The organism is Pseudarthrobacter sp. WHRI 8279 (assembly GCF_040224115.2).
GTDB lineage: Bacteria > Actinomycetota > Actinomycetes > Actinomycetales > Micrococcaceae > Arthrobacter.
The window spans coordinates 2240969-2263150 of sequence record NZ_CP168162.1; the positions used below are offsets into that span (position 1 = coordinate 2240969).

A 22182-nucleotide genomic window follows, 5' to 3' on the forward strand; every position below is an offset into this window, starting at 1 on the left:
GATACGTGCTGATAATTGCGCAACCGTCAGGAGGCCAGCTGGTCCCGGCGGAACCGAAGCTCCCTGCGGGCGCCGTTGAGGGGCGATCCGCTGAAGGGCAGGGCGTCCAGATGGATGTCCGCTGCCGCCTTGAGGGCCAGGGCGTTGGCGGCTGCTGCGGCCCGAACTGGCAGTCCAATGGCAGCCGCGAACTCCTGCCAGTGCCTGGCCTTGAGTCCCTTGACCTTGCCGGCGAGGGGAAGCGCCATGCTGTCGTCACCGTAGAGCAGCGTGCATGGGATGTCGTACATGGGGGACACTGCCCAACTGCCGTTCCTGCCCGCGAGGACGGCGGCGTTCTTGGCGTGCAGGTCCCCGTTTCCGGTGAGCCAGGCAAAGACGAACTGCAGGTAGAGGTTGCGGACGGCCACGGCCTTGGCCTTGCACAGTCCGGCCAGCGCCAGGACCAGCTGCTCGGAGGTGACTGCATATTTGGACGCCGGCGGCAGGTTCATCACCTGCGCCCCGTCCTCCAGTGCCAGGCGCACCAGGCCATCGGAATGGGCACGGTCGAACCGCTCCACCAGCAGCCCGGGCATGCCGCGCCTGTCAGTGACCACGCTGTGCCTGGCCACAGGAATCTTCAGGGCTTTGGCTGCGGTGAGATGGGCTGCCTCGTTCAGGACCAGATGCGGATAGCTGGGGGGATCCAGCTTGAGCAGGTAGCGGCGGTTGGCGAGTGCCAGCGGGGTGGTCATCATGGAGGCGCTTGCCTTGTGTTGCACGCCGGGCAGCCCATGCGGGTCCACTGCGTCCGCCAGGTATGCGAAGTCCAGGTCCTCCGGGCGGGATGTGTCCGCCAGCGGCCGCTGTTCCACCAGCGGTTCGTCGGCCGGGACAACCTGCACGTCACCCGGCATGTCTGCGCCTACGGCCAGGAGGAGGCTTAACTCGTCGCCCAGGCTGGTTTTAACGGCATCCTTGAGCACGGTCAGCCGGTGGCCTTCCGGCAAGAGCCCGGAGAAGAAGGCCGGCAGCGCACCGCTGGGCGATTCCACCGGCTCGCTGGAAAGAGGCAGTGTTGTTGCCACGGGACGGGCACCGGCAGCAAGGTATTCGCCAGTGTAGGAAAAGGCCACACTGCCGCGGTCCGTGCGCGAAAGGTGCCCGGCCCGTGCGCCAGCTTTGTAGACGTCGGCGCCGCGGACGAACTTCAGGCGCTGCAGGTCTTCAGTCATCAGCGGCCCGGAGGTGGAGCCCCACCGCGTTGGCGGCCGCGGCCACAGTGCCCAGTGACGGATTTCCCGTTCCCGTTTCAATGGCGTGGATGGTTCGGGCGGACGTGCCTACCAGATCGGCCAGCGTTCCCTGGGTTATACCGGCTTCCCTGCGTGCACTCCGGATGCTGGCTCCAATGGCCTGAACGTCTTCCATCATTGCCTTTCCGCAGAATATTGCTGATTAGCAGCCCACCACCTATGAGGATCCCCCACCAGCGGCGAAACCGCAATATATTGCGGAAAAGCGGTCATCATCCTGATTGCCGGCACAGGCGGCCCTATATCGGAAGTATCTTTCCGAATTCTCGGCCTCCAGGCCAAATGAGGGGGCTGCCCCTAGGGGAACTACCGGTGGGTCCAGCCGGTCCTTGGCTGATCTTGAGGCAATCCTCACCGGTCCTTGATCCCTCCACCGCACACTGGTGTAGAGGGGCCTGAGGCATAAGGCAACAGCAGCTGGGATCTGGGCCCGGCAACAGGCCAGGGCCGGCGGCGGAGGCGGCGGAACAGCGTGGTTCCGCAAATAGTCGCCGGCCCTCCCCCTCGCTCCGGCCACCAGCCCGGCCGCTTGGCAAGGGGCCTCGGCACCGGCAGCGACACAGGTATCGGCATAGACATAGGCACAGGTATTCGGCATTGGAAAGCAAGAGGCCGACGGCCACCCCTGGTGCACTTTAGGCATTGCATCCACCCAGCCGCTGACACACGGGCCCCTGCCGGGCATAAGATTTGCTGCATGAGGATTGCCGTCGCAGGGGGAACCGGTACTGTTGGCCGCCACGTGGTGGAGGTGGCACAGGCACGCGGTCACGAGGTCTCGAGCATGAGCCGGGCCGACGGCGTGGACCTGGTGAACGGTCGCGGCCTTACCCAGGCCCTCCAGGGGGGCGTGGAGGCAGTCATCGACGTCTCCGGCATCCAGACCACGTCCACCAAAAAGGCCGTGGATTTCTTCACCAACGCCACCCAGAACCTGCTGGCAGCAGAAAAGCAGGCCGGGGTGAAGCACCACGTTGCCCTCTCCATTGTGGGGATCGACGGCTCGACCTCCGGCCTCTACGCCGGGAAGCTGGTGCAGGAGGACGAGGTCCGGCACGGCGGTATCCCGTGGACTCTGCTGCGTTCCACGCAGTTCCATGAGTTCGTGCCGCTGGCGGTGAAGATCGGGGCCGTGGGTCCGCTGGTGAACGTTCCCAAGATGTTTACCCAGCCCGTGGCTGCCAGGGAGGTGGCGGAGGCCCTGGTGGCGGCCGCAGAGGCAGGACCCCAGGGAAGCGTCACAGACCTGGGCGGGCCGCGGACCGAACGACTCGCGGACCTGGTCCGCGCCTATCTGGCCAGGACTGGCCAGCGCAAGAGGATCCTTGAGGCAGTGCTGCCAGGCTCCATGGGCAAGGCAATGCGCAGCGGCGCCCTGATCCCGGCGCCGGGGGCCGCCGTCGGACGCCAGACGTTCAGCGAATGGCTGGAAACACGTGATGCCGGCGGCGGCCGGAATCAGTAACGGGGATTCACGCGCCAAACTGGCCAGTGGTTTAGGGGGAACCATGCTTTTCGAATCGACAGACCGGTATTTCCGGACCTTGGGGTCCCGCGGCCGGACAGTGCTGTTCCAGCTTCCGCTGTCCGTCACCGTGCTGCTCGTGACGGTCCTGGTGGCACTCCTGCACCCCGGGTTCGAGTGGTCGGAGCCGTTCCTGTACAGCTTGGCGGCACACCTGATGTTGCTTGCGGCCAGTGCCGTGGTGCCATGGGAACGCCTTCCAGCCTGGGCCGTCTTCCTGATTCCGTTCCTGGACTGCCTGGCCATCGGGTTGTCCCGCGAATCAGGCGGGCAACACCTCACAGCCCTGAGCTTCCTGCTCGTATTTCCGGTCGTCTGGATGGCCGTGGGCCTGCGCCACGCCGGTGTTGCTTTGGCGATCCTGGCCACCATCCTCAGCGTGGCACTTCCGCCGGTAATCCTGGGCACCGGTTTTACCAGTGCCTCCCTCATCCGGATGGTGCTCCTGCCTGTCATCCTGGGGGCCGTCGCGCTCACGGCCTACGGGGTTGCCAACGGCATCACCATGCAGCGGCGCCTCCTGGCCAAACAGGAAGCCGACCTTCGGGACCTGCTGGCGGCCAGCGAGGACCGCGAACAGCTGCTGAACACTGTGATGGACACGGTCAGCGTGGGTGTCTGCGCCCTCGACAGCCAGGGCCAGGCTGTACTGGTGAACCGGCATCTTGGCAGCCGCCTCGAGGACGCCATCGGCGCTGAAGCGACGTCCGGCAACGTGACGGACATGCCCATCTACGGTGTGGACAGGAAACACCGGCTTCCCCCTGAACGGCATCCCCGCACACGCGCTGCCCGCGGTGAATCCTTCACCGACGAACTGGTCTGGGTTGGCAGCGGAACCGCCCAGCGCGCCTACTCCGTGACCTGCCGGCTCATCAGGACTTCCACCGGAGGGCGTTCAGGGGCGGTCCTGGCCTTCACGGATGTCACAGCCCTGGTGACGGCGCTTTCCGCCAAGGACGAATTCCTGGCCAGCGTCTCCCACGAGCTGAGGACGCCGCTGACGTCCATCCTGGGTTACCTGGATCTGGCCCTGGACGAAGAGGACCTTGAACCCGGCCTGGAAGAATGCCTCAAGGTTGCCAAACGCAATGCCGGGCGGCTGCTGACCCTCGTAGGTGACCTGCTGACCATCGCGTCCGGATCGTTGACCATCGCACCCCGGCCGGCGGACCTTAACGACGTTGCCGCCACCAGCATCCAGGCTGCAGAGCCGCACGCCGTGGCCGCCGGCATCACCCTCGAACTGGAGTCGGCAGGTCCTGCCACCGGACGGTTCGATCCTGACCGCCTTGGCCAGGCCATCGACAACCTGGTGTCGAACGCCATCAAGTACACGCCGGAGGGCGGAAGGGTCACCGTCCGGGTCAGCGCCGCGGGACAGAACCTCAGGTGTGAAGTCACCGACACCGGGATCGGTATGACCGGCGATGAGCTGGGCCAGGCGTATACCCGTTTCTTTCGGGCAGCCAATGCACACTCCTCCGCCATTCCCGGAGCAGGGCTGGGGTTGGCAATCACCAAATCGATTATGGAAAACCACCGCGGAACCATCAGCCTGGCCAGCAGCCCCGGAAAAGGAACCACCGCAGTCCTGACCCTTCCGGAGGCGGACGCTTCCCTTCCCTCCTTCGCCGTCGCCCAATAGCACGGAGCTCGCAGCACGCAGCACGCAGCACGCGCACGGCGCCGGGTGCCGCCGTCGGACGCATGACGTCCGGTGGCCGTGGCGGGGACAGGCTACCCGCGAAGCTTCCTGATGCCCCTGTGCCGTCCGGCCGGGGCGCTGCCGGTGAGCGGATGAGCCAGGCGCCAGTGCTTGCGGGCATGGCTGCCGGCGCGGCTGGCTGCAGGCGCGGGGCTGGCGGTGGCCACCAGCGACGATCCCCTCCGTCGGCGGCGCAACCGGAGGAGGAAAAATACCGTTAACCCCAGCCAGATAAAGGCGACACCGAAGACCAGGACCAGTGACGGTATCGCATCCATGGTCAAGCTTAAACGGGGAACCGCCGGCGCATGCTACCTGTTTTCCGGGCCGGAGACTACGCGCCCGGCAGCTCCCTCCTTGCGTACTGCACAGTGGGCCAGGCGCACCGGCAGAGGCCGTGCCTTGTGCCAATGCTCGGCCAAAACTAGGCGGATCCTGAGCCGGAATCTCCGCTGCACCGCCCTGGCAGCCCCCAGACTTGGAAAGGGGGGATCGCTCCGGTCTCCTCCCCTTAGCGTGCCCGCCCCCGCCGTCGCTCTTTTCATCCAGGATGCGGCCGCACATCACCTGGAGGTCCAGTGAAGCTGTTCAGATACATCCTGTGTTTCGCCGTGCTGCTTGCCTGGGCAGTGCCTGCCGGCGCGGCCCCGGCGCACGCCGCGATGGCCGCCATCACCCTGAGCCAGGCCACCGGCCCTGCCGGCACCTCCGTTACGGTGACTGGGACGGGGTTCCCCAAGAAGACCTCGGGCACGCTCAGCGCGGGAACCAACAGCGTCCCTTTCAAAACCAGCGCTTCCGGCTACTTCACCACCGAGCTGGTCATGCCCGAATCAGCCGACCCCACCGTCACCGTCCGGGCCGTAGCGGCGACGGCGGGCGCCACCGCAACATTCACCCTCACCTACAGCTCCCCCTCGACCGCCGAGGAAGATCCGGCCGAGCCCGCGCCGGCTCCCGCGCCTGCCACCCCGGCGGCGCCGGCCCCCGCAACACTGCGCTTCGGCGTCGGCACCCCCGGCGGCCCGCTCGCAGCGGCCGAACTGGACGAGGTCACCGCCCTCGCCGGCGAGGCGCCGTCCATCATCCTGTCCTACAAGGACTTCAACCAGGCTCCGCCCATCACGGAGCTGGAGGCTGTCCGCGCCCGCGGCGCGCTCACCCTGCTGACCTGGGAACCGTGGGCGTGGGGCGGCGGGACAGCGCAGCCCGCGTACTCCCTGGACCGGATCACCGCCGGGGACTTTGATCCCTACCTGAGCCAGTGGGGCGAGTCGCTGGCCGCATGGGGCCACCCGGTGATGCTGCGGTTCGGGCACGAGATGAACGGCAACTGGTACCCGTGGTCGGAGCAGCTCAACGGCAACGGCTCCGGTGACTACGTGGCCGCGTGGCAGCACGTGCACGCCGTAGTGACGGCGGCGGGCGCCACCAACGTCACCTGGGTGTGGAACCCCAACGTGCCGTACTGGGGATCGGTGCCGCTGGCCGGCCTGTACCCCGGGGCAGCGTACGTGGACGCCGTGGCGCTGGACGGCTACAACTGGGGCACGTCCGCGTCCTGGAGCTCCTGGGTGTCCCCGTCGCAGCTCTTCGGCGACGGCCTGTCCCAGCTCCGGACACTCGCCCCGGGCAAGCAGATCCTGATCGCCGAAACGTCCTCAGCGGAACAGGGCGGCAACAAGGCAGACTGGATCACTTCCCTGTTCAGCTACCTTGCCGCCCAGCCGGACATCACCGCCGTGACCTGGTTCCACTACAACAAGGAAACCGACTGGCGGATCAACAGCAGCACCTCCTCCGCCGGCGCCTTCAAGCAGGCACTGGCCGCCCGCAGGTAACCAAAAACAAGTGGTCCCCGCCCCGCGCCGGAAAAGTAGAGTACCGGCTACTCGTGCCCTCCGCGGGCTGTACTCGTAGATTCGGGGAAAGCCCGCGAGGGTGCGGGGCGGGACTGAGGCTTATGGGGGCAGAAGCGTGGCAGTACAACCGGCGGACGGAACCATGCGGACAGAACGCCCGGGGTTCCTGCTGGACCTCATCACGGGCGCGGAGACTGACCAGGGCCTGGTGCAGCGGCTGGCGGAGGCAGGCGCGCTGGCCCTCGCAGGCTCCGCGGACTGCGCTGCGCTGCTGATGCGGGCAGGCGGCCCTCCCGTCACGGCCGGAAACAGCCCGGCTGCCGCAGCCCTGGCCTCCTCCGAGGACCGGAACGGCGGAGGACCCCTGGCCCATGCCATGAGCGCGGCGGAGCTGCTGAAGGTTGACCGCACGGCGCCCACCAGGTGGCAGGCATACCGACGGCGGCTCTCGGCTTCCGGATTCGGCGCAGCGCTGGCTGTCCCGCTGGGGATGGCGGACAGAACGTCCTGCGCGCTGCTGTTCCTTGTCCGCGGCAGCACCGGACTGACGCCGGACCTGGTGGCGGAGGCCCGGTGGTTCGCGGAAGTGGCGGCCCAGAGCCTCCGGCTGGCGCTTGAGGTGCGCAGCGTCCGGTCCGCCGGGGACAACCTGAAGAACGTGCTGGAGGGCCGCACATCCATCGATGTGGCCTGCGGAGTGATCATGGCGCAGAACAGCTGCACTTATGCCGAGGCGTTCAGCAAGCTGGCGGGCGCCTCACGCCAGCGGAACCTGAAGGTGCGCAGCGTTGCCGAGAACGTGGTCAAGTCGGTGGCCGCCGGCAGCCCTGGAACAAGGCCCGATTCGCCGGGCCATCCGCAGCCACTATGAACCCGTACTGGCACACATTCCCTGCGGGCACCCACATATTTCCCGCGTTTGCCTCCATAGCGGAGCGCCGCTCCATAGGATGCCTGCATGTGGACTAAACAGAGCCAGGGCTTTTGCCCCGCGTGCGGCAGGACCACCAACCATGTGACGCACTTTCACAAGGACGACGCCGGCACGCTGGTTGCCAGCGCACGCTGCGCCGAGTGCCCTCCCCCGGAAGTTGCTGCCGAGCACCACAGGTGCGCCCCGCACTGGCCTTCCCGCGGCGTCCCGGCAGTCTGACAGGTGCTGGTCCACGCCGTGCAGGTCACCGGCGTCGTGTCATCCAGTCCGCCCCGGCGTGGTCCTAGTCCTTATCGCCGAAGTCCAGTGCCTTGGCGGCGTCCACCAGTCCGTGGCCGCAGTCCTCGGAGCAGTCAATGGGGAGCGGCCGGGCCGTTGACTCCAGGCGTTCCTCCACCATCTTGGGCGTGTAGCTGCTGCCCTTTTCGGACATCAGCAGGGCGGCGATTCCAGCCACATGGGGGGTTGCCATGGACGTGCCCTGCATGAAGGCGTAGGCCTCCAGCCCGGGAGTCGTGGCGCCGAAGTTCGAGGTGGAGAGGATGCCCTCGGTGAACTGGCTGGTGATGTCGCCGCCCGGTGCGGTCACGTCCACGTCAAAGCCGTAGTTTGAGTAGGACGCGCGAGCACCGGTGGGTCCGGCAGCAGCCACCGTGATCACCTTCCTGCAGTTTGCCGGGCTCATGCCGGAGGCAGGGCGGTTCGCATTGCCGGCAGCAACCACCACTGCGGCACCGGCCTTGTTGGCGGCATTGATGGCGTTCTGCATCCTGGCGGAGCAGGGCCCGTCACCGCCAACGCTGAGGTTGATGACGCGGGCGGGGTTGGGGTTGACCGGCAGCCCGGCCACCTGCCCGCCTGCGGCCCAGACAATGGAGTCTGCCACGTCGGACTCGTAGCCGCCGCAGGCGCCGAGGGCGCGAACGGGAAGCAGCCGGGCTTCGGGCGCCACTCCCGCGATCCCGTCATTGTTGTTGGCCACCGCGGCGATGGTTCCCGCCACGTGGGTTCCGTGCCAGGAGGACATCCCGTCCTCTCCGCCCATTCCGCACAGTTCCGCGGTAAACCAGTCCCCTTCGTCCTGCGGATTGGCGTCGCGCCCGTCGCCGTCCCGGGCTGAGGCGGCGTCAATGATCATGTCGTAGCCCGGCAGCACCCGGGAGTCCAGCTCAGAGTGGCTGGTGATTCCGGTGTCCACCACCGCCACCACGGCCCCCTCACCGCGGTTTACCTTCCAGGCGCCGGAGATCCGGAGGCCGGCGGTGCTGTCCCACAGGTTCCACTGGGCCGGGTAGCCGGGATCGTTGGGAGCGTCGGCGTGGCTGGGAAGCTCGGAGGCCGGGTACATTCTGATGTCCGGCTCGGCGTAGGCCACGCCCGGTGCTGCCCGGAGTGCGGCCAGGAACGCCTCGGCTTCGGCACCGGGAAGGGGCCGACTGGTCTTCACCACCTGCGCTCCGGCAGCAGTGCCTTTGACGTTTTGCGCAGCGATGCCCACGCTGCCTGCGGCCATCCGCGCGGCCTGGGAGGTCGCAGCCGCCTCGGACGCGATGCCCGGGCCGCCCTGGATCCCCACTATGAACTGGTCGGTGGCGGGGGCCGCCGCGGGCGCCGCCTGCGGCGGGGTTGGCCGGATGTTGTCCAGTCCGCCGTCGGCCCGGGCCGGAAGGGCCAGGGTTGTATTGGCCAGGACGGCAGCCAATGCGATGGCGACGGCGGTGCGGGGGCTGAAGCGGTGGGTCATTGGCGGACATCCTTCAAGGACAGGCGCCAAGCGCTGGGTGCCGGCGCGCGGACAGACTCACCCCCGCCCCGATTCTAGCTACCGGCGGTAAGGGGACGATAGGGGGCAACGGCAAATATCCCCGCCAGTGGCCGCTGGCGGGGGGTGACCAGGGCTGATGTCCTCGGACGGCGGCGGCAAGCGCCCGCCATTTCCGCGGCTCCACACGGGTGCCGTAACCTTGAAGGGATTCCTGCTTCGCTGGCGGACTGACACCTGGGAGGGTTCCGTCCGGGCACCAGGGCAGGCATCCGTTTCCCATCGGTCTCACATAAGGCGCAGTCGTGAACACTACTCTTCCCCAGGGGAGCAACCTTGGCCCGCTCGAGGACCTGGGCTGGACCGCTCTCTCCGTCAGCGTGGCCCTGGTCCTGCTGCCCGCGATCGGCCTGAAAGCACTGGGCCGGTCCTTCTTCCCGAAGACTCCCAAAGCTGAAGAACGCCACTACCTGATCCAGTAGTGCGCCGTAAACCCGCCGGCAGGACCGGATATTTTGCAGTGCTCCCCGCCGCGGCGGCCGCCCTGCTTGCCCTTGCAGGCTGCGCCCCCGCGGCAACGCCGGCACCGGGCACGGCAAGCACCGCCAGCGCCGGGGACACCCTGCCCGGTTCCCACGTGCACGGAATCGCCGTCAGCGGCGAGACCAGCCAGGTACTCCTGGCCACCCATGAGGGCCTGTTCGACGCCACCACCAGCCCGGCCACCAAAATCGGCGGAACCAACGACCTCATGGGGTTCACCCCCGGCCCCACCGACGGCGTCTTCTACGCCTCTGGCCACCCGGGCCCCGGCTCGGACCTGCCCAACCCGCTGGGCCTGCTGAGATCGTCCGACGGCGGCAAGACCTGGGAGCAGCTCTCGCGCCAGGGCGAATCCGACTTCCACGCGCTGACCGCCACGCAGGCGGGAATCGTGGCCTTCGACGGCGTATTGCGAACCAGCCCGGACGGCAAGGCATGGAACACCGTGGCCGCAGATTTCGCCCCGGCCGCCCTGGCCGGCCACCCGCACAGCACCACCGTCCTGGCCACCACGCAGGACGGGATCCAGCGGTCCACGGACGCCGGCAGCACCTGGAAGCCGCTGGATGACGGCCCGGTAATCCAGTTCGCGGCGTTCGCCCACCCGGCAGAAGCCGTGGGCGTGGAACCGGACGGCACTGTCCATTACTCCGCAGATGCCGGCGAAACGTGGACCGAAAAGGGCCGCATCGATGCCGAGGTCATGGCCATCGCCGCGCTAAAGGGCGAGGACGGCCGGCCGTGGATCTGGGCCGCCACCGCGGACGGGGTCATCGTGTCCACGGACGGCGGCACGAACTTCCGCCCTTCAGCTGCGGACTAGCGCACCGCGCCGGGCTGCCCGCCTAGTGGCGGGCCCTGAACCGGATCAGTCCTGCCGCCAGGAGGCCCACTCCGCCTAGTGAGGCCAGCATCCCGCCAAGGGCTGCAACGTATTCGGTGATGGTCATTGTCTCCACTCCCTTCCCTACTGCCTGGCTGCCAAAGCTACGCCCGCAGGCTCAGGATTCCGCGAAGGATCGCCCGCGTGTTTGGTCAAGATCTGTGCAGGGTCCCGGCCACGGGGGCGTCAGGCGGGAATGCACGACGGCGGGGGCGCTCCGTCGTCGTAATCTCGCCTGGCGTTCACCTTCCGTTCGTTTCCGCCTGCTAAGCAGGACCGGTGGCCCCCGGCCCTCCGTCCCGTCCGCGCTGTGAAGCCGTCCGCGCCCACGCTGGGTGACCTCGGGTTCGAGGCCATGGTCCTGAGCGGCTGCACGCCCTCGCGACAGATTGAAGCGCTGTTCCGGGAAGACCGCGGGCTCCGGGCAGTGGTTGTTGAGGTCCGGGGAGACTTGTGCCTGCTGACCCGGGACCAGCTGGACCACAAGATGACAGGGCGGCTGGGCTACGGGCGGGCGCTGAACGCCCGGGTGACCGCGGAGGCGCTGGTGCCGTGCAGCACCTTCAGCCTGCCGCCGTCGCTGGATCTTCGATCGGCCGCAGCCGCGCTGCTGGGCCGGCCCGAGGAGAGCAGGTACCAAGATGTCTTGGTGGTGCCCGCCTTGGGGGCACCACGCGTGGTTCCCGTCTCGCAGGTCCTCGAGGGCCTGTCCGACGTGTTCCGGCATGCCGCCCTCCATGATCCGCTGACCGGCCTGGCCAACAGGCTGGGGCTGGAAGAGTCCGGGCACGCCCTGCTGGCCGGCACCACGTCCGCCCGGACGGCGGCACTCTATGTGGACCTGGACGATTTCAAGGTCATCAACAACACCTTTGGGCACAGGGCCGGTGACAAGGTACTCACCGCCTTCGCGGCGCGGCTCGAGGCCTGCACCAGGCCTGCTGCGCCAGGCGGATGCGGCCATGCTGCAGGCCAACACGAAGGCAAAAGCAGGCTGGGCCGGATCGATCCTTCCCAGCCGGCCAGCCGGTTCGCCCGCCAGGCCCTCATCCGCCGCCGCCTGCCGCAGGCACTCGCCAGCAAAGCGTTCAGCCTCCACTACCAGCCGCTGATGGACATTCCCACTGGTGCGTGCGCCGCGGTGGAGGCGCTACTGCGCTGGCAGGACCCCGAGCTGGGCGCCGTCTCACCCAGCGAATTCATTCACATGGCAGAACACACCGGCCTGATCCACGCTGTGGGCCGGTGGGTCATCGACCAAGCGTGCGCGCAGGCCCGGCTCTGGGCGGAAGCCGGCACGCCACGGGCCGTTTCGGTCAACATTTCGCCCCTGCAGCTGGCGGCCGGAAACCTGGTAACGGTCATTCATGAATCACTGCAGCGGCACGGGCTGCCTCCTTCCCTGCTGAACATCGAGATCACCGAGAGCGCCGCCATCACGGACCTGCCCTCCGCCGTGGCCCAGCTGCGCACACTGATCGGCTCCGGCATCGGGGTGGCCCTGGATGACTACGGGACCGCGTATTCGTCCCTTTCCCTCCTGCGCGAGCTTCCCCTCACAGGGCTGAAGCTGGACAAGTCCTTCATCGACACCATCGACACGGACCCCAAATCTGCCGTGCTGGTGGCGAGCGTCATGGCCTCCGCCAGGGCCCTGGGCCTGCGAACCACGGCCGAGGGCGTGGAGCGGGAAACCCAACAGGAGGTCCTGCGGGACCTGGGCTGCGATACCGCCCAGGGCTATCTCATCGCGCGGCCGCTGCCTCCGGCCGAGCTCCCTGATGCCTGGCCGGTGGGTACAACGGCGGGAAGTGCGGCCGGAACGACGGCGGACACGGCGGCGGTCGCACAGGATCCGGGCCGCTGAGATTGTCTACATTGTAGACCTTGGACGTAGACTGACTACTAAGCAAGCTGAGGAACCACCCATCCAGGGACGCCCGGCGTTCAACAGGATGGATTCCCCGTGGCCTCACCCGAAAATACCGGCAGCAGGACACGCCGCCGGAAGGCGCCGCTTAGCCAGGAGCTCGTGCTCTCCACCGCGCTTGCCCTGGTGGACGCTGAAGGACTGGACGCCCTGACCATGCGGCGCCTGGGGCAGGAACTGGACCGGGATCCGATGAGCCTGTACCGCTACGCGGCCAACCGGGCAGCCCTGCTGGACGGCGTGTCCGAGCTGGTCCTGGACGAACTGGCAATCTTCCCCGACGATCCGGACTGGCAGGCGCAGCTCCGCAAAATCGCCCATGACCTGCGGCTCCTGGCCCTGCGGCATCCCAACGTGGTGCCCCTGCTGGTCACCCGCCCGCTCTCCACTCCCCTGGGCCTGCGGCCGCTGGGAACCCTCCGCCCGCTGGAGCAGATCCTTGCCCTGCTGATAGAGGCAGGATTCGCGCCGGCCGCGGCCCTGCACGTTTACCGCGCCTACTACGGCTTCCTGTACGGCCACATCCTGAACGAACTGCAGGAGTACATCGTGGACCCGGACGAAAACGAGGCCATCCTCCGCCTTGGCCTCCACCGCCTGCCCGCGAAAAGCTTTCCGCACCTCCGGGCACTCGGCCCGGTCCTGGCCGACTACGACGGCGCCGCCGAGCTTGACCAGGGGCTCAGCATCCTACTCTCCGGCCTGGCCGGCCAGCTCTCCTCCGGGCAGCTCTCCTCTGGGCAGCTCTCCGCCGGGCAAAGGGAAAGCCCCTCCTAGGAGGGGCCTTCAACGTAGTGGTCAATTGTCTTTCGGTCTAGGTCAGCGGTGATGCACTCCCCCTTCCCGGATGCCCCCTGGCATCCATCCGGACTATGACAAGAACCGACTTTAGTAACAGGTTCCCGTCAAGTAAAGGGGTCTGGGACAAAGAATTTTCTTCCGCCCCATCGCTCCCGGTCAGGCGGCCGGCGCGCGCCCGGCCGCCACGAATTCACGCCCGGATTCTGCGGAATGCCCCGGGGAAGAAGGCACGACGCCGGGCTCCAGCCGTGCGTTGGCCCAGCGGCGGACAGGCGTTTCCACCAGGCGGTGGGACGCGCAGGCCAGCAGCACCGTCAGGGCCGCGGCCAGCCCCACGCGGAGCCACAGATCGGGTACGAGCGGCATCAGCAGCAGGTAGACCGGCAGGTGCCAGAGATACATGGCGTAGGACAGGTCCCGGCCGGGTCCGGCAAGCCACGGGTGGCTGAGGAGCCGTCCCGCAAAGCCGGCCGGCTGCAGGACCAGCGATCCGATCAGCACGGCAGACAACAGCGACAGCATCGTGGGCCCGGCCGTCCAGAAGGCGCTGAACCACAGGCCTGGGGTGTCCGGTTCCTTCAGCAGGAACATGGCGGCCAGCAGCGCGGTCCCGGCAAGCGGCCCGGCCCAGCGCGCGGCGTTCCGAAAGGCGGCGTGGGACCGGGATCCCGGGGTGACTGTGGTGAAGATGAGGGCCAGGGTGCAGCCGATCAGCAGCTCGTCGGCCCGCGTGTCCGGGCCGTTGTAAAGGCGGTTCAACGGAGCGCCGACCAGCACCAGGAGGAACCGTTCCAGCAGGAATGCCACCGCCAGCCCTCCGGTAATCCAGGCCACCGTGCGCACCCTCCAGAAGCGCAGCAGGACCAGCAGGAGCAGCGGCCACACCAGGTAGAACTGCTCCTCCACGGCCAGGGTCCAGGCGGGGCCAAGCGTTTCACCGGGTATGGATTCGCCAAGCACCCCGATCCGCGCCAGGTTCATCACGTAGCCTGCGGCCGGCAGGACAAAATCTTCCTGGCCGGCCCACTTGGACGCGGGGAACACCACGCCCACCGTGACGATCACGCCGCACAGTGCCAGCAGGGCGGGCCACAGCCTGGCCAGCCGCTTGGCGTAGAAGATCCCCAGCCGCAGCCGGCCCGTGGCCAAGTACTCCTTCATGATCAGGAGGGTGATCACAAAGCCGCTGAGGGTAAAGAAGACGTCCACGCCGATCGATCCGCCCGGGACCAGTTCAGTGACGGTATGGAAGAGGAAGACCCCCGCCACGGCGATGGTCCGGAGCCCGTCCAGGGCGTGCTTCCGTCCGGAGATGAGCCCGCCGACCGGCTGCGCCGGACATTCCGGAGCCGGCGAATTTCCACTGCTTGACCTGCAAACCACCTGTCAAGCATATATAACGTTTCGGTAACTGCGCTGGAAGGAAGCTGGACGCAGGCTCCACGCACCCAACGTAAAAGCGTACGACGGCGGCACGCGCCGCCGTCGTACGCCTCACCTTAGGCCCAGCTCTGGTCCCTGTAGATGCACTCGGAACCCGCCACCTGGAGCGAGGACACCTGGTTCTTCATGCCGAAGGCGGCCAGGTTCCAGCGCTCGCCCGGGTAGATGATGAACCCCGTGCCTGAGCAGTCGTTGTTGTAGTACACCGCAACATTCTTTCCGGTGTGGTTGATGGCAGAAGCCGCATTGTTGTTCACCTGGACACCCCACCCGGACCGGCCCTGCGGACCGTCCGTGAAGAGCTCGTTGCCCAGGCCCGCATCACTGTGCGCATAGTCGGCACGCGCCCCGCCGAAGTCGCTGTTGAAGTACAGGCAGAACCTGTCCGTCGGACAGGCCGTCCCGGTTCCGGCCGCACTGGCCGCAGGAACACCGGCAAACAAAGACCCCGCCACTGCAAGCACGGCGCCCAGTCCTGCTGTTGCTCGCGACATTTTCATAATTCCCCCGAATCAATTGGTTGTAGCCGGAGACCCCGGCCGGCAGCACGGGCATTGTGCGGCCACTGCGAATCCTTCCAAAAGAACGGGGTACGGGCGATGGGGTGAACTCCCCGTGTGGATCCCTGGGGGTAAGCCGCCGGTTGACGTCAGCGGTGTGTGGCACGTTCCACGATCTCGTGGGCGATCGCGTAAACCTTCCTGTTGGTGTCCTGGCTCTGCTGGCTCATCAGTTCGTAAGCCTCGTCTGCGGTGATGCCGGTGCGTCCCATCAGGACGCCCTTGGCCTGTTCGATGACGGCCCGGTTGCGGGCGGACGCAGCCACGGCCTCGGTGGCCAGCTGGTGGCGGTCGGAATGGATGGACTGGGTGAGGTCAACCACCACACCCCACACTCCAACAGGAACACCGCCCTCAAGGATGTAGTCAGCGGAGTAAAGCAGTTTGTGCTGACGGTCCTTCCGGTCGCGGATGGACACGTAGATGGACGACGGGCCTCCAACCGATGACACACGCTCCCAGTAGGCCTGCACCACGGGACGGTCGGCAGGCTCAATGTGGGCGAGGGCCATATCCATGGAAGGGACCACATCGCCGCGTTCGTATCCGTACATGCGGTACAGCCCTTCCGACCAGTGGAAGACGCCTTCTTCGAAGTAGAACTCGACAAGTCCCGTGGGGCAGTCGAGAAAGTCCTTGTGCGGGAACGCAGCTGAGTCAGGTGCTGGAAAGTTGTTGCTGGATGTCACGGAGGGCCATTCGATGTGCTCTGTCCTGGCTTCCCCCAGCCGGGATTCTTTAAGGATGAGAACATCGTAAACGAGCCAGCACGCCGCCCCGCACCGTGTCAGCTACCGGTTGACGTACTCGCCGTCGCAGGCTGCCTCCTCGGCGTCGCTGCCGAGCACGTAGATGCCGTTGTTGTCCCCGGGGACGCCCTGGTGGACCAGCACATGGAGCGGATGCGTCCTGCCGTCTGTTTGCGGGATGTCCGCGGCGTGCGGGTTGTGGTCGAAGACGGCGACGGGAAGCTCCACCTCTTCCTCCCCCGCGCCTTCCGCGATCACCACGCAGTTGCCGTTGCCCACCACCTTGACGTGGGTGTGGTCAGCTGCTGCAGGGCCGGAGGCAGCCAGCAGCAGCAGTGCTGTTGCTGCAGAGGCGGCTGCGCCGGCACCGAGTGCTTTTGTGGTTTTCATGACTGGCCCTTTCGATGATGTCAACGGGAATATCATCGTGGCCAGAAGAGCACGTCCAGTCAATGGGCAGTCCGGGCATCAGCCGAGGTCAGAGCCTTCTACCCGCCCGCGCTGGCGCCTTAAGCGGAAAACTACCCGTCAAACCGCGCAGCGGTGCTGCCGTGCGGCACCACCACGTGCACGGCATTGCGATCAATGGTGAAGTCGGCGGGCGTGGTTGTGGCGATCTCGCCATCGAGGTTCACCGGCATGGGCGGCTCGGTGACCAGCCGGACACGCTGGCAGGTCAAGTGGTACACGCCGTCCCGCTCCACGAAGCTGCCGTCCTTGAGCATCCGTGCGATCCTGACGTGCTCCCGGAGCGGCGCCCCCGGGATGGCATAGACATCAAGCAGGTGGTCATCAATGCCCGCCGTGGGCGAGACAGCATTGCCGCCGCCGTAATGCCGGCCGTTGCCAACAGCCACCTGCAGCAGGTTTTCAAGCTCCAGCGTTTCGTGGTCCCCGTCCGGGAACTCGAGGCGGGCCCGGAAGGGCTGGTGCCTGGCATAGGCGCGCACGGCGGCAACACCGTAGGCCAGCGGCCCGAGATACTTTTTCAGGCGGGGGCTGAGGGTTTCGGTGACACCCACCGAGAGGCCTACGGACGCAACGTTCAGGAACGGCTGGCCGTTGGCGCGCCCCAGGTCGATGTCCACCACTTTCCCGCCGGCGAGCGCGGCGCAGGCCCCGGCAAGGTCGCTTGGAATTTCCAGCGTGCGGGCAAGGTCGTTGGCCGTTCCCAGCGGAAGGACTCCCAGCACGGTTCCGGTCCCGGCCAGGCGTCCGGCGGCGAAGGACACCGTCCCGTCACCGCCGCCAACAACCACGAGGTCGTGCCCGCCGGCTACCACCCGGTCCAGGACCCCGGCCAGCTCGGCCCCGGAGAGCACATGGTGCACGCTTGAGATGGACAGGCCCGCACTTCGCAGTTGGTCCACCGCCAGCGCCGGCCCCGCAGCTCCGAGGCGTGCCCCGGCGTTGATCACCACGGCAGCGGACTTCGCCTCTTGGGCAACCTTCATGGGGACCATCCTAGGCCCCGCGCGCTGGGAACTCCCTGGGTAGTCCCCCTCGGCCCGCTCGGAGGAACGGAAGGCGTACGACGGCGGTGCGCGGCCGCCGTCGTAATGGCCGCTTTGGTGCCGGGCCGTCAGGAACGGTTGGTGTAGACATCGTTGCTGAAGCGGTTCAGCCCCGGCGCGGCGGCGTAGCCGAGGTAGGGCAGCCCGAAGATGTCCTCGATGCTTCCCAGCAGGCTGTAGTGGTTGTAGGCCCTCTCTGTTGCTGTGCCGCCTTTGATGTGCGGGGACAGGACCAGTGCCCCCACGCGGCCGCCCCCGGCTCCTCCCGGGAGCGAGGAAGCGGCGCTTTCCTTGCCTTTGGCCTCGTCGAAGGTGATGACCAGGATCCCGTCCTTCTTGAACGCCGCGGAGGCCAGGATGTCCGGGACGTGCTTCTTCAGCCATGCATCGGCCCTGGGCAGGCCGCCCTTTGAGCCGTCGTGGCAGGGGTCGTCATGGCCGTCGTTGCACAGGTTGGGGCTGATGTAGGACAGGTTGGGAGTGGTGTCCAGGGACGTGAGGTCGGCGTCCAGGTTGCTGAAATCCACCACGTTGTCCTGGCATTCGGGCGAGGATGTGATGGCCGAGAAGTACACAAACGGGTTGTGCCTGGTGGCGTACTGGCTATCGGCGCTGGCGTTCTGGTTGGTGTCCTTCGCGCCGACTTCCGGGTGCCGGCACGGTGTCCCCATGTCCTCCATGTAGCCCTTCCAGGACTTCCCCGCCGCGCTGAGCTGGCCAGCCAGGGTGGGCACCGAATCGGGGTAGACGCAGCCGCTGCCCGTCACTTGGCCCGGTACGGCCGTCCCGGTGACGGTGAAGGCCTCGTACGTGTGGCAGTCGCTGCTGGTCATGGGGTTGGGGCCCTGCCCGGAGAGCTGCGCAATGTAGTTGGGCAGCGATGCGTGCCCGATCGCGTAGTACTCCGTCAGCAGCACGCCCTGGGCCCGCAGGGTCTTGGAGAGGTACGGCGCCGGCGAGTCGGCGCCCCACACCTTGGCGTACGACTTGTTCTCAAGGTTGATCACAAACACGTGCCCCAGTTTTCCTTCCGCGCCGCCGGAGGACGCCGGGCCGGGCGCCGGGCCTGGAGCGGCCTGGCACCCTGCAAGGACAACCGCCGCGATGCAGGCCAGCACAAAGGAAACGCGCCGGCGCCCGCCATTGCGGGGCCGTTTCCGGGGATTGTCAGCCGCCATCAATTCCTGCCTCCGGGGAGGACGGACTCAGTACCGTCCACCTGGGAGTTATCCTGCCACTGCGGCGCTGGCAACAGCATGGGCACAAAGCCCCGTTCCGCCTACCCTGCGAGGGCGAAGGCTGCGATGACCAGGCCGATCACCAGGACAACGTTGAGGATCACGTACGGCTGGATGCCGCGCTTGGTTTCGGTGGGCATCCTGCGGCGCCCGTGCTTGCGGTTGACTACTTCTGCCATGCATCGAACCTATGCAGCCTTGGCCGCCGGCACCCGGGTAATGCCTACTCGATTTACTAAACCCCACCACTGGGATGCGCGGTCCGGCGGAGGGAGCAGGGTTCATTGCTTCCACCGTTCCCCGTCCCTATGGTGTACCCATGGCGTTCCACCAGGTTCAGAGCGATTACGATCAACTCCAGGGCCTCCTGTCCAAGGTTGGGGATCTTAAGAGCTTCCTGAACGGCCTGACCGGCCTCGCCTCCGAGGTAATGACGGAAGCGGCGGGGGCAAACGTCGAGTGTGCTGTCACCCTCCTCAGGCAAAAACGCCCGGTCACCATTGCAGGCAGCAGCGAGCTGGCCGTTCGCCTGGACGAGATCGAGCAGGCTGTTGGCGGCGGTCCGTGTACCGAGGCCCTGAGGATCGGCAGGCCGGTGCTGCTGGAGGATGTCTCCACCGACACCCGCTGGCCCACGTACTGCACCGCCCTGGCTGCGGCCGGATGCGGCAGCTGCCTGGGTGTCCCGCTGGATCCCGGAGAAAACGCGGCGGCGGCACTGAACTTCTTTGCCTCCCCCGCCGGCCCCCCTTACGGAACCGATGGTCGCCAGGGCCACATCGTTGGCTGAAGCAGCAGGCCAGGCCATGGCTTTGGCGGTGAGGATGGCGGCCAAGGACGAGCTCACCAGCGACCTGCGGGCGGCCATGGAAAAGCGGACAGTCATCGACCTGGCCACGGGCATCATCATGGGGCAAAACCGGTGCACGCAGGATGAGGCCTTCAAGATCCTGATGAAGGTTTCCAGCAACCGCAACGTGAAACTGGCTGCTGTTGCCGAGGAAGTGGTGGGGCGCGTGTCTGGCAGCCGGGATGTGCAGACGCACTTCGATGATTGAAGGCGCCCTGCGGATTTCCGCAGACTTCCAGCGTTACCCTTCCCCCGACCACGCGCGGTGGTGATGATTCAAGGATGCAGACCGGCTCAGGAACGTCCAGGTGGTCATTGCCCCGCTCTTCAGGCAGGAGCGGCAGTGGCAAAGAAATCTGAAGCCCAGGCGGTGGCGGCCGTGGTGGACCGGCTCGCCGAGCGTTTCCCGGCGGTGGAGCGCTCCGTCATCGAGGACATGGTTGCCCACGAACATAGCCTGTTCGCTCACGGCCGGGTGCGGGACTACATCCCCATCCTGGTTGAGAGGGCCGCGAAACTCCGGCTTTCCGGACGGCATCCGCAGCCCGCCGGGCCTCCGCAACCTGCCAGCGCCGCGCAACCCGCCCCTGCCAGCCCCGCGCAGCCTGCCCCTGCCAGGCCCATGCAGCTGGCCAACGCCGTTAGTGCTCCCGGCGGGTCTCCTGGAGCCGCTTGATGAACCAGCGGGACTGTTCCGGCCCGTAGGGCAGCACCGGGATGGCCTTGGTGGCATCGTTCGGGGTGTCCCGGATGGACTGGCGGGCCTGGCGGACCGCGGTGGTCATGGTGTCCGCCATGGTCCGGACGAACTGGTCGCTGCACGGCTTGCCGTGCCCGGGAACCAGGAACTCGTAGCGGTGGCGCAGCGCTGAGATGTGCCGGAGCGCGTCCGCCCACTCTTCCGGGTAGGAGTCCTCGAAGGAAGGGTGCGCGCCCTGCTCCACGAGGTCGCCCACGAACAAGGTGGTGGGGGTGCCCACCAGGAGGTCGCCGTCGGTGTGGCCCCGGCCCAGGTAGAACAGGGTGGCGGTCAGCCCGCCGAGATTGACCAGGACGGGCTGGTCCCCCACCACGGCGTTGGGCACCACGAGTTCCACATTCGCGCCCTCGCCGGTGGACATTTCCGGTTCCAGCGTCCCCACGAACCGGCGCTGCAGGTCCCCGCGCTCATCGATTTCGGTGGCGCAGTTCTGGTGCGCCCAGAATTCGGTGACGCCGGCTTCCGCGAACACGGCGTTGCCAAAGAAGTGGTCGTAATGGGCGTGGGTGTTCACCACCACCAGCGGCAGCTGGGTTTTCTCCCGGACCGCGTCCAGGATTTCCCGGGCCTGCCGGGGGCCGCAGCCGGTGTCGATCACCATGGCCCGTTCGGAGCCGACAATCAGCCCGGTGTTGAGCAGCGATCCTTCGGTGACCAGCACATAGTTGTCCGCGCCGACTTCGAGCCATTCCCGCATTGTTTCTCCGTACCTCCGGCAAAAGCAGTGTTCGTTCGTCTAGGCGTCGATTGTACCCACGGGGCCTTGGATATCCCGGGAGGCGGCCGGGCACGAGGGCGGCACGCGGCTGGTGTCATGCGGGCCAGAAAGCAATTGACTTTCGATAGAAAGACCTGAACTATTAGTGCATGTCTATCGTAAGTCGATTGGTCCTGCCCCTTCGGGTCCTCCTGGTACTGGTGTTCCTCGGATTGCTGGTTGCCCAAGTGATGTCCTTTCCCGGCGAATTTCTCTTCGAGACCGGGGACGGGCCGGTGATGGACCCTTGGAGTTGGCCTTTGCTGCTGTTCGCCGAGTTGGAAGCCCTGTGCCTGCAGGTTGTCATTGTCTGCATCTGGCGGCTGCTGACCCTGGTCCAGCGCGACCGGATCTTCACCACGGCTTCACTGCGCTGGGTGGACGTGATCGTGTGGGCCTTCGTGGTGGCGTGGCTGCTGCTGGCGGTGATGGCCGGTTCAATCATCGCCTACATCTATTTCACCCCGGAGCTGCGTGACCCCGGGACCCCTGCACTGCTTGTCGGTATCACGCTGATCGGCGCGGTGCTGGTCCTGCTGATTGTAGTGATGCGGGACCTGTTGCGGCAGGCAACGTCACTGCGGGCCGATATGGACGGGGTGATCTGATGGCGATCGTGGTGCGGATCGATGTTGAACTGGCCAAGCGCAAGATGAGCGTTGGGGAGTTCGCCGAGCGGGTGGGGATTACCCCTGCCAATGTGGCGGTGTTGAAGAACGGCCGGGCCAAAGCGGTCCGCTTCAGTACCCTGGACGCCATGTGCCGGGTGCTGGACTGCCAGGTAGGCGACCTTCTCGAGTGGGTCGACGACGCCGCTGAGGACGAAGGGACCGAAAACCCGTGAGGTGGCTGGTGACGGTCCTCGGCATGGCGTTCGGAGCGGCCATCTTCGTCCTCGGCGGAGCCGATGATTCCCCCGGTCTCCAGGGCATCGGAGTGTTGCTCGCGGCTGCCGCCGTCACCTTCCACGTCAGGGCTGAAAGCAGGGACCGGCGCGTCGGGAACGTCCATGCCCGTCGAAAACGACTGGGGTGAGCGGGCGCAGAGGGAAGCCCACGCACGGCG

The 22182-nt window shown here is 66.9% G+C and carries 27 protein-coding genes; 15 read left to right on the forward strand and 12 right to left on the reverse strand.

The genetic code is table 11. From position 1 onward, the window contains the following. Window positions 1-26 precede the first annotated feature (26 nt). Both ABRP28_RS10280 and ABRP28_RS10285 read right to left on the reverse strand, forming a co-directional pair. The gene (locus ABRP28_RS10280) at window positions 27-1217 is read right to left on the reverse strand and encodes a HipA domain-containing protein (RefSeq protein ID WP_350004434.1); all 1191 of its coding nucleotides are present in this window, start codon (window positions 1215-1217) and stop codon (window positions 27-29) included. Then, window positions 1210-1416, reverse strand: coding sequence for a helix-turn-helix transcriptional regulator (locus tag ABRP28_RS10285; RefSeq protein ID WP_374152831.1), 207 nt, complete (start codon window positions 1414-1416; stop codon window positions 1210-1212). The genes ABRP28_RS10280 and ABRP28_RS10285 overlap by 8 nt, the downstream gene beginning before the upstream one ends. A 579-nt stretch (window positions 1417-1995) precedes the next feature. Here ABRP28_RS10285 and ABRP28_RS10290 point away from each other — a divergent pair. Further along, window positions 1996-2763 (forward strand): NAD(P)H-binding protein, encoded by a 768-nt coding sequence (locus tag ABRP28_RS10290; protein WP_350004432.1) that lies wholly within the window; start codon window positions 1996-1998, stop codon window positions 2761-2763. Window positions 2764-2806: 43 nt separating this feature from the next. Beyond that, on the forward strand, window positions 2807-4471 hold the full coding sequence (locus ABRP28_RS10295; RefSeq protein ID WP_350004430.1) for an ATP-binding protein: 1665 nt from the start codon (window positions 2807-2809) through the stop codon (window positions 4469-4471). A 92-nt stretch (window positions 4472-4563) separates the two neighbouring features. On the opposite strand, the gene ABRP28_RS10300 is transcribed toward ABRP28_RS10295, so the two are convergent. Then, window positions 4564-4809: a hypothetical protein gene (locus ABRP28_RS10300; RefSeq protein WP_350004429.1), complete on the reverse strand. Its 246-nt coding sequence runs from the start codon at window positions 4807-4809 to the stop codon at window positions 4564-4566. Between the two features lie 306 nt (window positions 4810-5115). Between ABRP28_RS10300 and ABRP28_RS10305 the strand changes: the two genes are divergently transcribed. The 3 genes from ABRP28_RS10305 to ABRP28_RS10315 all read left to right on the forward strand — a co-directional run bounded on the left by ABRP28_RS10305 (window position 5116) and on the right by ABRP28_RS10315 (window position 7546). Continuing rightward, the gene (locus ABRP28_RS10305; protein ID WP_374152975.1) at window positions 5116-6372 is read left to right on the forward strand and encodes a glycoside hydrolase family 26 protein; all 1257 of its coding nucleotides are present in this window, start codon (window positions 5116-5118) and stop codon (window positions 6370-6372) included. Window positions 6373-6508: 136 nt separating this feature from the next. Further along, window positions 6509-7264, forward strand: coding sequence for an ANTAR domain-containing protein (locus ABRP28_RS10310; RefSeq protein ID WP_350004426.1), 756 nt, complete (start codon window positions 6509-6511; stop codon window positions 7262-7264). Window positions 7265-7351: 87 nt separating this feature from the next. Continuing rightward, the gene (locus tag ABRP28_RS10315) at window positions 7352-7546 is read left to right on the forward strand and encodes a hypothetical protein (protein ID WP_350004424.1); all 195 of its coding nucleotides are present in this window, start codon (window positions 7352-7354) and stop codon (window positions 7544-7546) included. A 64-nt stretch (window positions 7547-7610) separates the two neighbouring features. On the opposite strand, the gene ABRP28_RS10320 is transcribed toward ABRP28_RS10315, so the two are convergent. Continuing rightward, window positions 7611-9071 carry a S8 family peptidase gene (locus ABRP28_RS10320; protein ID WP_350004422.1) on the reverse strand — a complete coding sequence of 487 codons (1461 nt, stop codon included), beginning with the start codon at window positions 9069-9071 and terminating at the stop codon, window positions 7611-7613. 323 nt (window positions 9072-9394) lie between these two features. On the opposite strand from ABRP28_RS10320, the gene ABRP28_RS10325 reads away from it, so the two are divergent. From ABRP28_RS10325 to ABRP28_RS10340, 4 genes are all read left to right on the forward strand, one after another. Further along, window positions 9395-9571: a hypothetical protein gene (locus ABRP28_RS10325; protein WP_350004420.1), complete on the forward strand. Its 177-nt coding sequence runs from the start codon at window positions 9395-9397 to the stop codon at window positions 9569-9571. Then, the gene (locus tag ABRP28_RS10330; RefSeq protein WP_350004419.1) at window positions 9571-10455 is read left to right on the forward strand and encodes a F510_1955 family glycosylhydrolase; all 885 of its coding nucleotides are present in this window, start codon (window positions 9571-9573) and stop codon (window positions 10453-10455) included. Before ABRP28_RS10325 ends, ABRP28_RS10330 begins: the two co-directional genes overlap by 1 nt. Window positions 10456-10825: 370 nt before the next feature. Continuing rightward, window positions 10826-12382 carry a bifunctional diguanylate cyclase/phosphodiesterase gene (locus ABRP28_RS10335; protein ID WP_350004418.1) on the forward strand — a complete coding sequence of 519 codons (1557 nt, stop codon included), beginning with the start codon at window positions 10826-10828 and terminating at the stop codon, window positions 12380-12382. A 99-nt stretch (window positions 12383-12481) separates the two neighbouring features. Beyond that, a complete protein-coding gene (locus tag ABRP28_RS10340) occupies window positions 12482-13222 on the forward strand; it encodes a TetR/AcrR family transcriptional regulator C-terminal domain-containing protein (RefSeq protein ID WP_350004417.1) in 741 nt (246 codons plus the stop codon). A 180-nt stretch (window positions 13223-13402) separates the two neighbouring features. Here the strand turns inward: ABRP28_RS10340 and ABRP28_RS10345 are convergent, their stop codons facing one another. The 7 genes from ABRP28_RS10345 to ABRP28_RS10375 form a co-directional block, all read right to left on the reverse strand. Beyond that, complete coding sequence (locus ABRP28_RS10345; RefSeq protein ID WP_350004415.1) at window positions 13403-14629, reverse strand: acyltransferase; 1227 nt, start codon at window positions 14627-14629, stop codon at window positions 13403-13405. 116 nt (window positions 14630-14745) lie between these two features. Then, window positions 14746-15183, reverse strand: coding sequence for a peptidase inhibitor family I36 protein (locus tag ABRP28_RS10350; RefSeq protein WP_350004413.1), 438 nt, complete (start codon window positions 15181-15183; stop codon window positions 14746-14748). A 155-nt stretch (window positions 15184-15338) separates the two neighbouring features. After that, a complete protein-coding gene (locus tag ABRP28_RS10355; RefSeq protein ID WP_350004412.1) occupies window positions 15339-15938 on the reverse strand; it encodes an ANTAR domain-containing protein in 600 nt (199 codons plus the stop codon). Window positions 15939-16040: 102 nt separating this feature from the next. Then, on the reverse strand, window positions 16041-16388 hold the full coding sequence (locus tag ABRP28_RS10360; RefSeq protein ID WP_350004410.1) for a hypothetical protein: 348 nt from the start codon (window positions 16386-16388) through the stop codon (window positions 16041-16043). Between the two features lie 131 nt (window positions 16389-16519). Continuing rightward, the gene (locus tag ABRP28_RS10365; RefSeq protein ID WP_350004408.1) at window positions 16520-17452 is read right to left on the reverse strand and encodes a lipid kinase; all 933 of its coding nucleotides are present in this window, start codon (window positions 17450-17452) and stop codon (window positions 16520-16522) included. 128 nt (window positions 17453-17580) lie between these two features. Beyond that, window positions 17581-18690: an alkaline phosphatase family protein gene (locus ABRP28_RS10370; RefSeq protein WP_350004406.1), complete on the reverse strand. Its 1110-nt coding sequence runs from the start codon at window positions 18688-18690 to the stop codon at window positions 17581-17583. Between the two features lie 101 nt (window positions 18691-18791). Continuing rightward, the gene (locus ABRP28_RS10375) at window positions 18792-18929 is read right to left on the reverse strand and encodes a hypothetical protein (RefSeq protein WP_191034820.1); all 138 of its coding nucleotides are present in this window, start codon (window positions 18927-18929) and stop codon (window positions 18792-18794) included. 140 nt (window positions 18930-19069) lie between these two features. On the opposite strand from ABRP28_RS10375, the gene ABRP28_RS10380 reads away from it, so the two are divergent. The 3 genes from ABRP28_RS10380 (at window position 19070) to ABRP28_RS10390 (ending at window position 20276) form a co-directional block, all read left to right on the forward strand. Continuing rightward, a complete protein-coding gene (locus ABRP28_RS10380; protein WP_350004404.1) occupies window positions 19070-19540 on the forward strand; it encodes a GAF domain-containing protein in 471 nt (156 codons plus the stop codon). Next, window positions 19533-19808 (forward strand): ANTAR domain-containing protein, encoded by a 276-nt coding sequence (locus tag ABRP28_RS10385; protein WP_350004402.1) that lies wholly within the window; start codon window positions 19533-19535, stop codon window positions 19806-19808. The genes ABRP28_RS10380 and ABRP28_RS10385 overlap by 8 nt, the downstream gene beginning before the upstream one ends. A 135-nt stretch (window positions 19809-19943) precedes the next feature. Next, window positions 19944-20276 (forward strand): three-helix bundle dimerization domain-containing protein, encoded by a 333-nt coding sequence (locus ABRP28_RS10390; RefSeq protein WP_350004400.1) that lies wholly within the window; start codon window positions 19944-19946, stop codon window positions 20274-20276. Here the strand turns inward: ABRP28_RS10390 and ABRP28_RS10395 are convergent. Beyond that, a complete protein-coding gene (locus ABRP28_RS10395; RefSeq protein WP_350004398.1) occupies window positions 20242-21057 on the reverse strand; it encodes an MBL fold metallo-hydrolase in 816 nt (271 codons plus the stop codon). The two genes, ABRP28_RS10390 and ABRP28_RS10395, sit on opposite strands and share 35 nt — an antisense overlap. Window positions 21058-21227: 170 nt before the next feature. Here ABRP28_RS10395 and ABRP28_RS10400 point away from each other — a divergent pair, with 170 nt between their 5' ends. Genes ABRP28_RS10400 through ABRP28_RS10410 form a run of 3 tightly spaced genes read left to right on the forward strand, consistent with a single transcriptional unit; the run spans window position 21228 to window position 22152 of the window. Next, window positions 21228-21725 carry a DUF2975 domain-containing protein gene (locus tag ABRP28_RS10400; protein ID WP_350004396.1) on the forward strand — a complete coding sequence of 166 codons (498 nt, stop codon included), beginning with the start codon at window positions 21228-21230 and terminating at the stop codon, window positions 21723-21725. Then, a complete protein-coding gene (locus ABRP28_RS10405; RefSeq protein WP_350004395.1) occupies window positions 21725-21961 on the forward strand; it encodes a helix-turn-helix transcriptional regulator in 237 nt (78 codons plus the stop codon). Before ABRP28_RS10400 ends, ABRP28_RS10405 begins: the two co-directional genes overlap by 1 nt. Next, window positions 21958-22152, forward strand: a complete 195-nt coding sequence (locus ABRP28_RS10410) for a hypothetical protein (protein ID WP_350004393.1) — start codon at window positions 21958-21960, stop codon at window positions 22150-22152. The genes ABRP28_RS10405 and ABRP28_RS10410 overlap by 4 nt, the downstream gene beginning before the upstream one ends. Window positions 22153-22182: the final 30 nt, after the last annotated feature.